This is a genomic window from Microbacterium sp. (assembly GCF_031178445.1).
Taxonomy (GTDB): Bacteria; Actinomycetota; Actinomycetes; order Actinomycetales; family Microbacteriaceae; genus Microbacterium.
In genome coordinates, this window is record NZ_JAPSIY010000004.1 from 14715 (window position 1) to 29407 (window position 14693).

Sequence of the window (14693 nt, forward strand, 5' to 3'; positions counted from 1 at the left end):
TCATCCCTTCGTCGCCCCGGCCACGAGTCCGCCGATGATGTGGCGCTGCATCACGATGAAGAAGATCATCGCCGGCAGCACGGCCAGCAGCAGTGTCGGGAACACCTGCGTGTAATCGGTGGAGAACTGGCCGACCGCGGCGTAGACGCCGGTCGTGACCGTGTAGATGCCGGAGCTCGGGCCGAGGATGATCTGCGGGCTGACGAAGTCGTTCCACACGCCGATCGAGTTGAGCACCACGGCGGTGGCGACGACCGGCTTCATGATGGGGAAGATGCACGCCCAGAAGGCGCGGATGCGGCCGGCTCCGTCGAGGGCCGCGGCCTCGTCGATGTCGCGCGGCACCGACCGGAGGTAGGCGGTGAACAGGAAGATCGTCACGGGCAGCGTCGCCGCAGTCTCGAACAGGATGAAGCCGGGGATGGTGTTGATCAGCCCGAGAAGGCGAAGGACGAACACCACGGGGATCAGCGTCACCTGACCGGGGATGAACAGTCCCGAGACGAAGAGCAGCAGCAGCCCCAGGTGCCATTTCGAGCGCCCGCGGGCGATGACATAGGCGACGGGAGCGGACAGTGCTATGCAGCAGATGTTCACCAGCACGACGAACAGCAGGGTGACGCCGTAGGCGGCGATGACGTTGAAACGGCTGCTGGTGATCGCGGCCCAGAGGAACTCGAGGGTGAAGCTCTGCGGGGTGATCAGCAGGGGGTTCTCGATGATCTCGGCCTGCGGTTTGAACGCGTTGATGACCATCGTGTACATCGGGATCAGCATGGTGATCGCGACGACTGCGAGCACGATCCACCGCGCCGTGCTCGTGAGGACGGCGGGGCGGGTGCGGGTCTGCTTCGTCAGGGTGCGCGTGCGTGCCGGGAGGGTGGGTGTGTGGGTCATCAGTCAGTCGCCTTCTGCTCTGCGCGGCGACGCAGGAGCGTCACACCGAGTCCGATCACAGCGGTGACGATGAGCAGCACGATCGACTGTGCCGCGCCGAAGCCCAACGCCGAGTCCGCGAAAGAATCCTTGAGGATCTGGTAGACGATCGTCTGCGTCGACCCGGCGGGGCCGCCGTCGGTGAGGGAGAGGACCACGTCGTACACCTTGAGCAGGCCGACGAGGGTGAGCACGATGTTCACGGTGAACACCGGGGCGATCAGCGGCACGGTGATCGAGCGGAACTGCTGCCAGCGGGAGGCGCCGTCGACGGTGGCGGCCTCGTAGTACTCGGATGGCACCGACTTGATGCCGGCGAGGAAGAGGATCATGTTGAAGCCGAAGTGCGACCACACGATCGTGAAGATGATGCTCGCCTTCGCGAAGTTCGGGTCGGTGAGGAAGGGCATGGCGGGCAGGCCGACTGAGGCGAGGATGCCGTTCACGGCGCCACTCGGCGCGAGCATCGCCGACCAGATGAAGCCGATGATGAGCGCGCTGATCACGTACGGGTAGAAGAAGATCGTGCGCAGGATCGTGTTCGCGCGTCCGGGGCCGGAGATGAGAGCGGCGAGGGCCAGGCCGACCACGTTGCAGAGCACGGTGCCGACCAGCGCGATGATGCCGGTGAAGACGGCAGCGGATGCCGAACGCGGGTTGCGGAAGGCCTTCGCGTAGTTCTCCCAGCCGACGAAGTCGAAGTTGAGGCTGTAGCCGGTCCAGTTCGTGAAGCTCAGCACCCCGGCGAGGATCATCGGTATCACGAACATGAGCAGGAACACGATCACGGCGGGCGCCGCCATCAGGAACCCGGGCAAGCCGATGCGGATGCGCGATGCCGCCGACCTCTCGCGGCGAGGCGGCGGTGTCGCGGCGGGTGGCGGCGCGGCGATCGGCGGGGCGGTCATCGTCTGACTCATCTTCGAGATCCTCTGTCCTGAGGGGCTCCGGGCGCGGGTGAGTCCCGCGCCCGGAGTTCGTGATCAGTTCGCGTTCGCGAGGAACCACGCGTCCATGGCGTCGAGCACTTCCTGCGCGGGGGTGCCGCCGATCAGCGCCTGCGTCTGCGTGTTGATCTCGCCCGAGTACTCGGACGGGAGGCGGCGCTCGCCGTAGCCGTGGCCGGTCGGCGTGTACGACTCCGCGGGAGTGTCGGCGACAATCGCGAGCAGCTCCTTGCCGAGCGGCGTCATCTCGTACTCGTAGCCATCGCGGAAGTTCCCGTCGACGGCGAGCTGGGTGCTGACGGCATCCTGATCGGTGACGAGATATTCGATCAGCTGCGCGGCGGCATCCTGATGCTCGCTCGACTTCATGATCGAGTAGGGGCTGGCGATGTTGGCGCCCATCGACGGCTGCGTGTCGGCGTCGAAGGCCGGGGCGCGGAACACGCCGATGTCGGCCGAGTCGGCGGCCTTCGCCTGCGTGCCGGCGAACCAGCTGCCCATCGAGTAGACCGCAGCCTTGCCCGAGAGGAACGCCTGCTCGGCATCCGGGTACTTGATGCCGAGGGCCTCCTTGGGGATGTACCCCTCCTCGACCCACTCGGCGTAGGTCTCGACCGCGTCGCCGTAGGTGTCGCTGAACGTGAGCTCCCCCGCGTTCAGCTCCTGGAACCAGTCGGGGTGCTCGGCGATGATCGAGGGCAGGCCGAGCGTCTGCAGCGTGTGACTGGTCATCCAGTCGCCCCCGGTCTGCACCGGCGTCCATCCGGCGTCCTTGAGCTTGCCGAGGGCTTCGGTGAGCTCGTCGACGGTCGTCGGCGTCTCAGCGATCCCGGCCTCGGCGAATGCGGTCTTGTTGTAGAAGAACAGGCTCTGCAGCTGCACGCCGATGCCTGCCATGTAGTACTTGCCATCGATGGTGTACTGGTCGGCGAGCGGGCCGGAAGTCGCCCATTCGTACTCGGAAAGGTCCACGAGTTCCGGCGCGATCTCGGGAGTCGGAGCGAAGGACTGGACGATGTCCGGTGCGTCGCCGGCGGCGAGCAGGCGGGGGATCGCGGCGTGGACCCCCTCCGCGCCCGGGTTCTGAATGACCACATCGATGCCGTCGTTGGCCTCTTCGAAAGGCGCGACGAGCTCGTTCCAGAACTCCTCGGTGAGGTTGGGGGTGACGTTGACGAGCATGCGGAGCGAGATCCTCTCGCCGTCCGCGTCGCCCGAGCCGCTGGCCGAAGGGGAGCTGCAGCCTGCGAGAGCGAGAGCGGCGGTCGCGGCGACGCCGAGTGCGGTGATTGCACGGCCCTTGATCATCGTTGATCCTTTCCTGATGCGTTGGAGGGACACGAGGAACATTACACTAATCGATAATCGTTTGTGAAGAATGGAAACGGTTTCCTTCCGTGTGGTTCGGGCCCTGCGTCGCGGGGTCGCCGGCCGACCGATCATCCGGAGGTACGCGCGGTCGAGCCCGTGTACCGCCTGCTCCGGTGCGCGGCTTCGCAGGCCGGGCGGCGGCGTCAGTTCTTCGCGCGGCGCGCGCGGTAGGCGGCGACGGCGTTGCGGTTCGCGCAGGTGGTCGAGCAGTAGCGCTTGGAGCGATTGCGCGACAGATCGAGGGCGACGGCTTCACAGTCCGCGTCGGCGCAGACCCCGATGCGGCTGCCCTCGTCCATGCGGATCACGTCGATGAGCGCCATCGCGGTCTCGACGAGGATGCGCTCGGCGAGCGGGTGGTCGTCGCTCACGGCGTGCAGATGCCAGTCGAGGCCGTCGTGCCTGGTGAGGCGCGGAGAGAGGTGCACGTCGTTCAGTGCGCGATTCACGTGCTCCGCCATCTTGTCGCGGGGTGCGAGGAGCATTGCCCGCAGTGAAGGGCGCAGGGTGCGGAGCTCGCGAAGCTCGGCGTCGTCGCGATCGATGCGACCCGAGTACGGGTTGGCGGCGAGGAAGGCGACGAGGTCGTCTCGCGTGGTGAGGGTGTCGGGCTTCTCGGCCGAGTTCACCAGCGCGACCGCGGAGCGGAGCGCATCCTCGGTGTCACTGGTGAAGATCATCTTGACATCTTACCGCGACGCGCAATAGCGTCATTTCCCATGAGGTCCTTGGCGAATGACACCGCGGTGAAGGCGGGCGCGGGCGTTGGTCTGCTCGTCGCTCTGGGGGCGGCCTTCTCGTTCGGGATGTCGGGCGGCTGGGCCCGTGGACTGATCGATGCCGGCTGGACGCCGGGGGCGGCGGTGACCGCCCGGATCTGGGTGGCCGCGCTGGTGCTGCTGGTGCCCACGGTGATCGCGCTTCGCGGTCGTTGGGGCGCCGTGCGCCGCAATGCGGGCATGGTGATCGCATACGGGCTGCTCGCCGTCACCGCGACGCAGCTGTTCTACTTCCAGGCGGTCGCCGTGATGGATGTGGGCATCGCCCTTCTCATCGAGTACACCGCGCCGGTCGCGGTGGTGCTGTGGCTGTGGGCTCGGCGGGGTGAGAGACCGACGGGGCGCAGCATCCTGGGGGCGGCGATCGCCTTCATCGGGCTTGTGCTCATGCTCGACATCCTGACGGGGGCGCGGGTGGATGCGGCCGGAATCGTGTGGGCGCTCGCGGCGATGGTCGGCGCGGCGACGTACTTCGTGCTGTCGGCTCGCGCAGACACAGGGCTGCCGCCGATCGCGCTCGCCGGGCTCGGGCTGATGCTCGGAGCGGTGGGGCTCACGGTCGCCGGGCTGGTCGGCATCCTGCCCGTCGCGTGGAACACCGACGACGTGGTGTTCCGCTTCGGCACGCTGCCGTGGTTCGTGCCGGTGCTGGCCATGGGTGTGCTGGCGACCGCCCTGGCGTACAGCCTCGGCATCGCGTCGACGCGCATGCTGGGCTCTCGGCTCGCGTCGTTCGTGGCGCTCGCCGAGGTCATCGCGGCGATGCTGTTCGGCTGGCTGCTGTTGGGCCAGCTGCCCGGTCTGCTGCAGGCCGTCGGCGGCGTGCTGGTGCTCGCGGGTGTGGTGCTGGTGAAGCTGGGGGAACCGGTAGCGGAGCCGAATCCGCTGCCCGTGACCGTCTGAGCGACTCGCCGCGGTCGGTGGCCGCGGGCGAACGCTGATGGTTGACCGCGGTCCGCGGTCCGCGGTCGGGGTTGTCGTCGCCGTCGGGGTTGTCGTCACCGTTATCGTCGCCGTCCGGGTTGTCGTTACGCGTCCGAGCGCGCCCGACCGCCGGAGAGGCCAGTCACCGTCGCCGTCGGGGTTGCCATTGCCGTCGCCGTCGGGGGTTTCCGTCGCGAGCGCGGTCGCCGTCGTGCGTGCGGGCGCGCCCGACTCGAGGTGAGGCAGGTCACCCATGGCGATCGCGCCGTTCAGACGTCGCCTGGGGTGCAGGGCGTGTCGGCCGGTCAGAACGGGGTGGGAAGCTCGAGTGGTGCGGTCGCCCACGGGTCATCCGGGCGACCCGCGCGACGAGGTGGGTCGGCGTCGGTGAAGGTGACGGTGTTCTGGGGTGGTGGTCGGTCGATGTAGGCGCGACCGGTCGGGCTGATCCATTCGAGAAGCCCGCCGCCGAGCTGGGTCACATGCCACGGGGAATGGTGCTTCATCATGTGATGCCTGCGGCACAGGCCGGCGAGGTTGGCCTCATCGGTCTTCCCGCCGAGGGCTGCGTCGATCGTGTGGTCGAGGTCGCTGTCACGGGCGGGCATCCCGCAGCAGACGAACCGGCATCGCTGATCCCGCGCCTGCAGCCGACGTCGCATCTGCGAAGAGGGCCGGTACCGATCGACCGTGAGCACCGCCCCGCTGATCGGGTGAGTGAGCAGGCGATCCCATCCGGACGCCGCTCCGGCCAGCTGCCGCGCAGTTTCGATGTCGACCGGGGTACGACCGGCCAGCTCCGCCGGCGGGTTGTGCACGCCCTCGGCGCCTATCAGGGTCGTGACGGGGATAGTGATGCTGACGTGGGGGACGATCGCGGCGAGCGGCGCGTCGGGGGTGTCGTGACCGGCCGGGGTGCCCGTGAGCAGGAGGTCGAGGGCGAGGTCGGCGCGCTTCTGCGACAGCGTGCGAGGATCCGCGGGAATATCGCGCTCGTGCGAAGCCGCCGCGGGATCGGCATCCGCAGCCGCATCGGCATCAGCATCAGCATCAGCATCAGCATCGAGTGTTTTGGCCATGGAGGTGAGCCGGTCGAACACGCCGTGCACGAGGGCGGCCGGGCCGAGGAGGCCGAGTTCGGCCATCCCGTCTGGCGCATCCTTCACCCACACCGCACGCTTCTCGCGGGCATCCTCGTGCCGCTGCTGCAGCGAACGCGCGGTGTACTGCTCGGCGAGGCGGGCAGCGATCGGCCGCAACCTGTTCGGCGACTCATCGCCTGCGAACTCCAACACTCGCGCGGTGTACGCCTCCCGCGCATCCGGGTCGTCGAGGTGCTCACCGGCGTCGATGATGACCCGCGCGTGTCCGGCAGTGATCCGTCCGGCACCCTGCGCCTGCCACACCGCGGGGAACCCGTTCACCTTCGTTTCCGCATCCGCCATCCGCCGCTGCACCGTCCGGTCACTGACCCGCAACGCCGCCCCCAGCTCCGCCGCCACCGCCCGCACCGTCAGATCCGACGCCTCGACACCATCGCCCTGTTCGGCCACCGACAGCGCCCACCGCGCCGCGAGCGCCAAAGCCCCATCCCGTGCCGCCTGGAGACTGCCGATCGTGCGCTCGATGCTCTGCACCAGGTCGACCAGCTCATCGAGCGTGGTCACCTGCTCCGCAGAGACATCCATCAGCGCCGTCATACGACCAGTACACCAGCAGCCACCGACATTCAAACCCCAGATCCGGGGGCGAAAAATAGGTGCGACATCACGAACTGGTAACGACCACGAACCTGCCCAGTGCGCGGTCCATTCGGCGCCGAATGTCGTCCGATCTCGCGACAAGGGTCGGCGTCCCACGAGAGGCTGTCGGAGCGTCTCGCGAAGGTGTCGGAAACCTGTGACGAGTGCTCGACCAGGCGCGGAGTCGGAGCCATCTCCGCGCCGTAAACGCTCATTCTGATGAACACGCTGGGACGCGACCGGGGTTACACCGAACTCGGCGCCGCCGCGAACGCGTTGCGAGTACGTGCTGAGCCACAGGTGTGCCGTTGATCGTCGTCAGCGGGGAGCGCAGCTAGCTGGGGCGCGGTGCTGATCGCATCTTGTCAACAGAGCCGCGGAGCTCTGCTGGAGTCGAACCAGTCTTGGCGAGGATTGATGCGACCTCATCGCTGAAGCCGTGAGAATCGACCGCCAGCCTTGCTACACCCGGCACGATGCCCTTCTCGTTGATGACCCACTCACCGGCTAGAGCATGCCATCCGTGCGCTAGGAGCATTGCCGCTGTGGTCAGACACAGCGCCACGTACGCCGTGTCTCCAGCGCTGGCGCCCTTCTGGGCTCCGTCGAGAATGAAGTCAACTTGCCACAAGTTGCCGATCAATGCGGCTCGCAGCGCTTCGGGGTACGGCGACACGCGTTCCGCCAGTGCGGCGAGCATCGAGTTGTCGTCTCGCAGCGGGATACCTGTGGCGACCTCGCCTGCATAAGCGACATCGAGGAAACCCAGCGGGTGGCCCGTCTGGCTGTGGAAACTGAATTCCCCTCTGCTTGCCCTGTTGCACTGTCGTCGAACACGGTGCAAATCACGAAATATCCAATCGACGGGGACTCCGTCGATGTTGAGCCATGCGCCGCCGTTGACCCAAGGACCCCAGGCTCCAGGTGCGGCGATCGGAACCGGCGCTCCTGCCCATCGGGCAGCAAGACTTTCGAGCGCGACCAGATCCAGGTCAGTCTCGTAGTAGATGCCGACGTCGAAGTCCGAATCCGGTCGGTGCCTCCCGCGGGCTCGACTCCCGCCCAGTGCTACCGCTTCCACGCCGCGGACGTCACACAAGTCGTCCGCGAGTGCTCGTAGGCGGTCTTCGTTCACAGTCGAAGAGTAGCCGTTGCAGGATTTCTGCTCCGTCGGAAACGACCGTTTTCGGCAGACGACGATCGCGGCGCGGATCACGCTCTGCACGCCGGTTGGGTCGGCCGCACCTCCTGTCGGAACCGAATTCGCCGGATCGGCCTTTCCGACGTTCCGGCACAGGAGCCGAGGCGCAGTCGAGGCGCATTTTCCCGACAGGCATCGCCATGCAGAGCAAAGTGCTCATCGCATCCTCCGACTCGCGTCGTCACGGTGTGCTCGTCTCATGGCGTGAGATCGGACGCGATCCTTCCCGTGTCCCGTTGCGGTCGGTAGCGTCGGATCATGTTCGCGCTCGGTGTGCTCGCGGCCACGGTCGGGGCGATTCTGTTCCATGTGTCGCTCGGCATGACCTTGCGCGCGAACTCGGCGGTCCGTGTCCCGTTCCGCCGAAACGCGGCCATCGTGCCGCCGGGTTCGATCGCGTTGAGGGCAGCCGGGGCCGGGCTGCTGGTGCTCGGCGCGGTGCTGCTGAGCACCGAATCCTGGTTCTGGCCACTCATCATCGTCGTCGCCGGGCCGGTCACCGCGCTCGTCGCGATCACCATCCACAACCGCGATCGCTCACGTCACGACGGCGGTTAGCGGAGCGGCGGGACGAAGGAGCCGGCATGACCTCGATCGTCTGGAACGGCATCGAAAGCCGCACTCAGGAGACGTGTGAGATCCACGTCGACGAAGGCGGCGTGCACGTGCGGAGCGCCATCCGGGACGGCGGCATCCTGTGCTCGTACACCCTGCGCGCCACGCATGACTGGATCTTCACCGACATCGCGGTTCGCGTGGGGGAGAGGGTGCTCGATGTGCGCCGGACCGCGGACGGATGGAAGGTCGCGGGCCTGTCGCGCGACGATCTGCGCGAGGCGCATGAGGTCGACATCTCGGCGTCCCCGCTGAGCAACACCCTTCCGATCAGAAGGCTGCGCCTCGCCGTCGGCGAGAGCGCCGACATCACCACCGCGTACATTCGCGTGCCGGGGCTCGACGTCATGGCCGATCCGCAGCGGTACACCCGTCTCAGCGCGAACGAGTACCTGTACGAATCACGCGACTCCGACTTCCGCCGCACCCTGACCGTCGACGACGAGGGTCTCGTCATCGATTACCCGGGGCTGTTCGCGCGGGCCGCCCAGTAGCGGTCGGTCAGCCCGGCAGGTGCCAGGGCGACGACGAAGCCCCGGATGCGACCGAGGTCGGCATCCGGGGCTTCGAGGCGCGCTTCGCGGTCGGGCGCTCAACCGATGCGCCGCCGGTAGGCGCGCATTGCGAAGGCGTAGGCGACGGCGAGGATGCCGACGCACCAGGCCAGCGCCACCCAGATCTCGCCGCCGACGGGCTCGCCGGCGAACAGCGCCTGGATCGTGTTGACGATCGAGGTGACCGGCTGGTTCTCGGCGAACCAGCGCACCGGCCCGGGCATCGTGTCGGTGGGAACGAACGCCGAGCTGATGAACGGCAGGAAGATCAGCGGGTACGAGAACGCACTCGCACCGTCGACGGTCTTCGCCGACAGGCCCGCGATGATGGCCAGCCAGGTGAGCGCCAGCGTGAAAAGACCGAGGATCCCGATCACGCCGAGCCACTCGAGCGGTCCTGCGCCGGTGCGGAAGCCCATCAGGAACCCGACCGCGAAGATGATCGCGATGGTGATGCCGTTCGCGACGAGCGAGGTGAGCACATGCGCCCACAGCACGCTGGATCGCGCGATCGGCATGGAGTGGAAGCGCTCGAAGACACCTCCCTGCATGTCGGTGAACAGACGGAACGCGGTGTACGCGATACCGGAGGCGATCGCGATGAGCAGGATGCCGGGGAGCAGGTAGTTCACATAGCTCTCCGATCCGATGCTCTGCCGCAGGGCCCCTCCGAAGACGAACACGAACAGCAGCATCAGCGCGATCGGGGTGACCGCCGTGGTGATGATGGTGTCGGCGCTGCGGAAGATGTGCCGCATCGATCGGCCGGTCAGTGTCGCCGTGTCGGCGATGAAGTGGGTGCTCATGCTGCATCCTTCCTTTCGTCCTCTGCCGCCGGTGTGGTCGACGGGCCGACCAGCGCCAGGAAGATCTCCTCGAGGGTCGGCTGCTTCTCGACGTACTCGACCTTCGCGGCCGGCAGCAGCTGCTTGAGCTCGGCGAGAGTACCGTTCGCGATGATGCGCCCCTGGTGCAGGATCGCGATGCGGTCGGCGAGCTGCTCGGCCTCGTCGAGATACTGGGTCGTGAGAACCACCGTCGTGCCGTTGCCCGCGAGCTCCTTGACGACCTCCCACACCTCGATTCGCGCCTCGGGGTCGAGGCCGGTGGTCGGCTCGTCGAGGTAGATGACCTCGGGGTCGCCCACCAGGCTCATCGCGATGTCGAGCCGTCGGCGCATACCGCCGGAGTAGGTGCCCGCCTTGCGGGCGCCCGCCTCGGTGAGGCGGAAGCGCTTCAACAGGTCGTCCGCCACCCGACCGGGGTCGGGCAGGTGGCGCAGCTTGGCGACGAGCACGAGGTTCTCGCGCCCCGAGAGGATCTCGTCGACGGCAGCGAACTGGCCCGTCAGGCTGATCGACTCGCGCACCTTGAGCGGTTCCGCCGCCACGTCGAAACCGCGCACGGATGCCGTGCCCGCGTCCGCCTTGAGCAGCGTCGCGAGGATCCGCACCATGGTGGTCTTGCCTGCACCGTTCGAGCCGAGCAGGGCGAAGATGCTGCCGCGCTCGACGTCGAAGTCGACTCCGCGCAGCACCTTCAGATCCTTGTAGGACTTCTCGATGCCGCGCACCGAGATCGTCGGGGTGGTCATGAGCGGTTCTCCTTCTTCTTCGCACCCTCCATCGCCTCGATGAGACGGGTGCGCTCCTTATCGATCCAGCGCGCGCCGCCATACGACTGCGCGAACGTCTCGGCGAAGTCGACCGGGTCGTCGCCGACGATGTCGCTCACGGGCGTGCCGTCGATCGCCGCGCGCTCCCAAAGGTCGGCGAGGTCGACGAACATCTGCACCAGGGTGTCGCCGTCGGTGACGCCCCCGTAATGGAGCAGATACCGGTGCATGGCGTTCGCCGCGGAGCGGTGGGGTTCGTTCAGCGCTTCGATCCGCGCCTTGGCGTTCTTGTACTGCTTCTTCTGCTCGAGCGATCCGGTCAGCGCTTCGATCCACTTTGCGGCCATGTCAGTTATCTCCTTCAGAGGTGTTCTCGGTGTTGTTCGGGGTGTGGAGCTGCTCGATGCGCTCCGTGAGGAAGGTCCACGTCCTCCAGAACTCCGCGAGCTCCTGCTCGCCCTGCGTGTTCAGCGTGAAGACCTTGCGAGGCGGTCCCTTTTCGCTCGGAACCTTCTCGACGTCGACGAGGCCCTTCTGCTCGATCCGCACGAGCAGCGCATACACGGTTCCCTCGGCGATCTCCTCGAAGCCCCGTTCGCGCAGCTGCGTGGTGATCTCGTATCCGTATGCGGCCCGGCCGGCGAGCAGTGCGAGCACGATGCCCTCGAGAGTGCCCTTGAGCATCTCGGTCATTTGCTTTCCCATCGCGATCTCCACTCGCTACTCAGTGATGCTGGCTACTAGTACTCAGTGATGTTGACTACCACTACATAGTACTACTGAGTAGCTGGAGCGCAAGCCCTGAATCAGAAAAGATTATGTATACGTAGATGACATCGAATTCCATAAAGGGTCGCCCAAGGATGGTTTTGTGTATACGCTGAGGTCATGACCGTTGCTGTCGAGCCGATCCGCGCGAGCGACCGCGCCTATGCCGTTCTGCTCGACGAGATCCAGTCGGGTTCCCTGCCGGCCGGCGCCGTGCTGGCCGAAGTGGAGCAGGCGGCCAGGCTCGGCGTCAGCCGCACACCGCTACGCGAAGCACTCCGGCGGCTCGCCGCCGACGGCCTGGTCGTGCAGCAGTCTCCGCGCGTGACCGTCGTCGCGGGCCTCGACGCCGGCGACATCAGGGCGCTCTTCGAGATCCGCCGTGCCCTCGAGGAGACATCGGCCCGGCTGGCCGCGCTGCGCGGTGACGCGGCCGCCTTCGCCGCGCTCGCCGACGGGTTCGAGCACGTCGACCTGAGCCGTGCCGAGGGCCGTGACGCCTACTACGCCCTGATCGCCCGGCTCGACGCCCAACTCGACGTCTCGCACGGCAACGACTACCTCACCTCCGCGCTGCGCACGGTGCGCACCCATCTCGTAAGGGTGCGCAGGATGGCGCGCGACAAGCCGGAGCGGCTGGCGGCATCCGCATCCGAGCACCTGCTCATCGCGCGCGCCCTCGCGGCGCGCGACTCCGACCTCGCCGCCCACGCCACGCACGTGCATCTGCACAACGCGCTCGCCAGCATCCTCGCGTCTCTGGATCAGCAGAGCTCGCTCCCGGAAGGAACGAAATGACCCTCACCCATCACGTCCGCGTCTACCGCAGCGAAGAGGAGCTTCCTCGCGAGCAGCAGCTGGCTTGGAGGATCGCCGAGGTCGCCGTCGACCCCGTGGAGGTCGAGAGTGAGGTGGTCGAGATGATCATCAACCGCATCATCGACAACGCCTCGGTCGCGGCGGCATCCCTCACGCGTGCGCCGATCGTGGCCGCACGCGCGCAGGCCTTCTCGCACCCGGTGTCCACTGGCGGCGACGGGGCAACGGTGTTCGGCGCGAAGCTCGCCGAGCGCACCAGCCCCGAGTGGGCGGCGTGGGCGAACGGCGTCGCCGTGCGCGAGCTCGACTATCACGACACCTTCCTCGCGGCCGAGTACTCGCACCCCGGAGACAACATCCCGCCGATCCTCGCCGTGGCGCAGCACGCCAGGTGCGACGGCCGCGCGCTCGTGCGCGGCATCGCCACCGGCTACGAGGTCCAGGTCGACCTGGTGCGCGCCATCTCACTGCACAAGCACAAGATCGACCACGTCGCCCACCTCGGTCCGTCGGCCGCCGCCGGCATCGGCACGCTCCTCGGCCTCGACGCCGAGACGATCTACCAGGCAGTCGGCCAGGCGCTGCACACCACCACCGCCACGCGGCAGAGCCGCAAGGGCGAGATCTCCACGTGGAAGGCTCACGCACCGGCCTTCGCCGGGAAGATGGCGGTGGAAGCGGTGGACAGGGCCATGCGCGGCCAGACCTCGCCGTCGCCCATCTACGAGGGCGAGGACGGCGTGATCGCGTGGATGCTCGACGGCAAAGACGCGTCCTACGACGTGCCACTGCCCGCGAAGGGCGAGGCCAAGCGAGCGATCCTCGACACCTACACGAAGGAGCACTCGGCGGAGTACCAGGCGCAGGCGCTGATCGACCTGGCGCGTCGCCTCGGTACCGAGCACCCCGAGCTGAGCGATCCGGCGAACGTCGAGAGCATCGTGATCCACACCAGCCATCACACGCACAACGTGATCGGCTCGGGCGCGAATGATCCGCAGAAGTACGACCCGAAGGCATCGCGCGAGACCCTCGACCACTCGATCCCGTACATCTTCGCCGTCGCCCTGCAGGACCGCACCTGGCACCACGTCGACTCCTACGCCCCCGAACGCGCCGGACGCGCCGACACCGTCGAGCTGTGGCGGAAGATCACCACGGCAGAGGACGCCCAGTGGACCCGTCGCTACCACTCGGTCGACCCTGACGAGAAGGCGTTCGGCGGACGAGTGGTGATCACGCTCGCGAACGGCGAGACCATCGTCGACGAGATCGCCGTCGCTGACGCCCATCCGCTGGGGGCGCGTCCGTTCGGTCGCGAGGAGTACATCCGCAAGTTCCGCATCCTGGCCGACCCCGTGCTGGACGCCGCCGAGATCGAGCGCTTCCTGGCGCTCGTGCAGCGTCTTCCCGAGCTGACGGCGGCTGAGGTGGCCGAGCTGTCGATCGTCGCCAGACCCGGCGTGCTGGCGTCGGCGCCCGAGGCGCCGAAGGGGCTGTTCTGATGCTGTACTCGTCCACCCCTGCGCACGAGAAGCGGCGGCTGTTGCGTGAGCGTCTCGCCTCGGGCGAGCTGCTGCGATTCCCTGGTGCGTTCAATCCCCTGAGCGCGCGGCTCATCGAGCAGAAGGGGTTCGAAGGCGTCTACATCTCAGGGGCGGTGCTCTCGGCCGACCTCGGCCTGCCCGACATCGGGCTGACCACGCTCACCGAGGTCGCCGGACGCGGGCAGCAGATCGCCCGCATGACCGAGCTGCCGGCCATCATCGACGCCGACACCGGCTTCGGTGAACCGATGAACGTCGCCCGCACCATCCAGACACTCGAGGATGCCGGGCTCGCCGGCGCGCACATCGAGGACCAGATCAATCCGAAGCGGTGCGGGCACCTCGACGGCAAGGCTGTCGTCGACGAGCAGACAGCGCTCAAGCGCATCCGGGCCGCCGTCGACGCGCGTCGCGACGAGAACTTCCTCATCATGGCGCGCACCGACATCGCCGCCGTCGAGGGTCTCGAGGCGGCGAAGGACCGTGCCAAGGCGCTGGTGGATGCCGGAGCCGACGCGATCTTCCCCGAGGCCATGCGGTCGCTCGACGAGTTCGCGGCCATCCGGGATGCGGTCGACGTGCCGATCCTGGCGAACATGACCGAGTTCGGAAAGAGCGACCTGTTCTCGGCAGCCCAGCTACGGGACGTCGGTGTGAACATCGTCATCTGGCCGGTCTCGCTTCTGCGCATCGCCATGGGCGCAGCGGGGCGTGCGCTGGATACGCTGAACGACGAGGGGCATCTGACCTCGAGGCTGGGCGAGATGCAGCACCGCGCCGACCTCTACGACCTGATCGACTACGAGTCCTACAACCGGTTCGACTCGGGGGTCTTCAACTTCACGATCGAACGATCCTCCGCTCGTTGAGCGGGT

16 protein-coding genes are annotated in these 14693 nt (G+C 67.3%); 6 read left to right on the top strand and 10 right to left on the bottom strand.

Annotated elements, in window-relative coordinates:
• The 4 genes from RIN43_RS06790 to RIN43_RS06805 all read right to left on the bottom strand — a co-directional run bounded on the left by RIN43_RS06790 (position 1) and on the right by RIN43_RS06805 (position 3934).
• Positions 1-897: a carbohydrate ABC transporter permease gene (locus tag RIN43_RS06790; protein WP_309128142.1), complete on the bottom strand. Its 897-nt coding sequence runs from the start codon at positions 895-897 to the stop codon at positions 1-3.
• Positions 897-1856 (bottom strand): sugar ABC transporter permease, encoded by a 960-nt coding sequence (locus RIN43_RS06795; protein ID WP_309128143.1) that lies wholly within the window; start codon positions 1854-1856, stop codon positions 897-899. The genes RIN43_RS06790 and RIN43_RS06795 overlap by 1 nt, the downstream gene beginning before the upstream one ends.
• Positions 1857-1919: 63 nt before the next feature.
• Entirely contained in the window at positions 1920-3191 is a 1272-nt protein-coding gene (locus RIN43_RS06800; RefSeq protein WP_309128144.1) for an ABC transporter substrate-binding protein, read from the bottom strand.
• Positions 3192-3397: 206 nt separating this feature from the next.
• Positions 3398-3934: a CGNR zinc finger domain-containing protein gene (locus RIN43_RS06805; protein ID WP_309128145.1), complete on the bottom strand. Its 537-nt coding sequence runs from the start codon at positions 3932-3934 to the stop codon at positions 3398-3400.
• Positions 3935-3973: 39 nt separating this feature from the next.
• On the opposite strand from RIN43_RS06805, the gene RIN43_RS06810 reads away from it, so the two are divergent.
• Positions 3974-4936, top strand: a complete 963-nt coding sequence (locus RIN43_RS06810) for a DMT family transporter (RefSeq protein WP_309128146.1) — start codon at positions 3974-3976, stop codon at positions 4934-4936.
• Positions 4937-5262: 326 nt separating this feature from the next.
• Here RIN43_RS06810 and RIN43_RS06815 read toward each other — a convergent pair whose 3' ends face one another.
• Together RIN43_RS06815 and RIN43_RS06820 are read right to left on the bottom strand one after the other, a co-directional pair.
• Positions 5263-6657, bottom strand: a complete 1395-nt coding sequence (locus RIN43_RS06815) for a DUF222 domain-containing protein (protein ID WP_309128147.1) — start codon at positions 6655-6657, stop codon at positions 5263-5265.
• A gap of 376 nt (positions 6658-7033) precedes the next feature.
• Positions 7034-7924: a nucleotidyltransferase domain-containing protein gene (locus tag RIN43_RS06820; RefSeq protein WP_309128148.1), complete on the bottom strand. Its 891-nt coding sequence runs from the start codon at positions 7922-7924 to the stop codon at positions 7034-7036.
• A gap of 234 nt (positions 7925-8158) precedes the next feature.
• Here RIN43_RS06820 and RIN43_RS06825 point away from each other — a divergent pair, with 234 nt between their 5' ends.
• Together RIN43_RS06825 and RIN43_RS06830 are read left to right on the top strand one after the other, a co-directional pair.
• Entirely contained in the window at positions 8159-8458 is a 300-nt protein-coding gene (locus tag RIN43_RS06825; RefSeq protein WP_309128149.1) for a hypothetical protein, read from the top strand.
• A gap of 26 nt (positions 8459-8484) precedes the next feature.
• Positions 8485-9009 (top strand): putative glycolipid-binding domain-containing protein, encoded by a 525-nt coding sequence (locus RIN43_RS06830; protein WP_309128150.1) that lies wholly within the window; start codon positions 8485-8487, stop codon positions 9007-9009.
• A 98-nt stretch (positions 9010-9107) separates the two neighbouring features.
• Here the strand turns inward: RIN43_RS06830 and RIN43_RS06835 are convergent, their stop codons facing one another.
• The 4 genes from RIN43_RS06835 to RIN43_RS06850 are packed head-to-tail and all read right to left on the bottom strand — an operon-like array spanning position 9108 to position 11389.
• Positions 9108-9875 (bottom strand): ABC transporter permease, encoded by a 768-nt coding sequence (locus tag RIN43_RS06835; protein ID WP_309128151.1) that lies wholly within the window; start codon positions 9873-9875, stop codon positions 9108-9110.
• Complete coding sequence (locus RIN43_RS06840) at positions 9872-10663, bottom strand: ATP-binding cassette domain-containing protein (RefSeq protein WP_309128152.1); 792 nt, start codon at positions 10661-10663, stop codon at positions 9872-9874. Before RIN43_RS06840 ends, RIN43_RS06835 begins: the two co-directional genes overlap by 4 nt.
• A complete protein-coding gene (locus RIN43_RS06845) occupies positions 10660-11031 on the bottom strand; it encodes a DUF1048 domain-containing protein (protein WP_309128153.1) in 372 nt (123 codons plus the stop codon). The genes RIN43_RS06840 and RIN43_RS06845 overlap by 4 nt, the downstream gene beginning before the upstream one ends.
• Position 11032: 1 nt before the next feature.
• Positions 11033-11389 (bottom strand): PadR family transcriptional regulator, encoded by a 357-nt coding sequence (locus tag RIN43_RS06850; RefSeq protein WP_309128154.1) that lies wholly within the window; start codon positions 11387-11389, stop codon positions 11033-11035.
• 183 nt (positions 11390-11572) lie between these two features.
• Here RIN43_RS06850 and RIN43_RS06855 point away from each other — a divergent pair, with 183 nt between their 5' ends.
• Genes RIN43_RS06855 through prpB form a run of 3 tightly spaced genes read left to right on the top strand, consistent with a single transcriptional unit; the run spans position 11573 to position 14687 of the window.
• Positions 11573-12250 carry a GntR family transcriptional regulator gene (locus tag RIN43_RS06855; protein WP_309128155.1) on the top strand — a complete coding sequence of 226 codons (678 nt, stop codon included), beginning with the start codon at positions 11573-11575 and terminating at the stop codon, positions 12248-12250.
• Positions 12247-13776, top strand: coding sequence for an MmgE/PrpD family protein (locus RIN43_RS06860; RefSeq protein WP_309128156.1), 1530 nt, complete (start codon positions 12247-12249; stop codon positions 13774-13776). Before RIN43_RS06855 ends, RIN43_RS06860 begins: the two co-directional genes overlap by 4 nt.
• Positions 13776-14687, top strand: coding sequence for a methylisocitrate lyase (gene prpB / locus RIN43_RS06865; protein ID WP_309128157.1), 912 nt, complete (start codon positions 13776-13778; stop codon positions 14685-14687). The genes RIN43_RS06860 and prpB overlap by 1 nt, the downstream gene beginning before the upstream one ends.
• Positions 14688-14693: the final 6 nt, after the last annotated feature.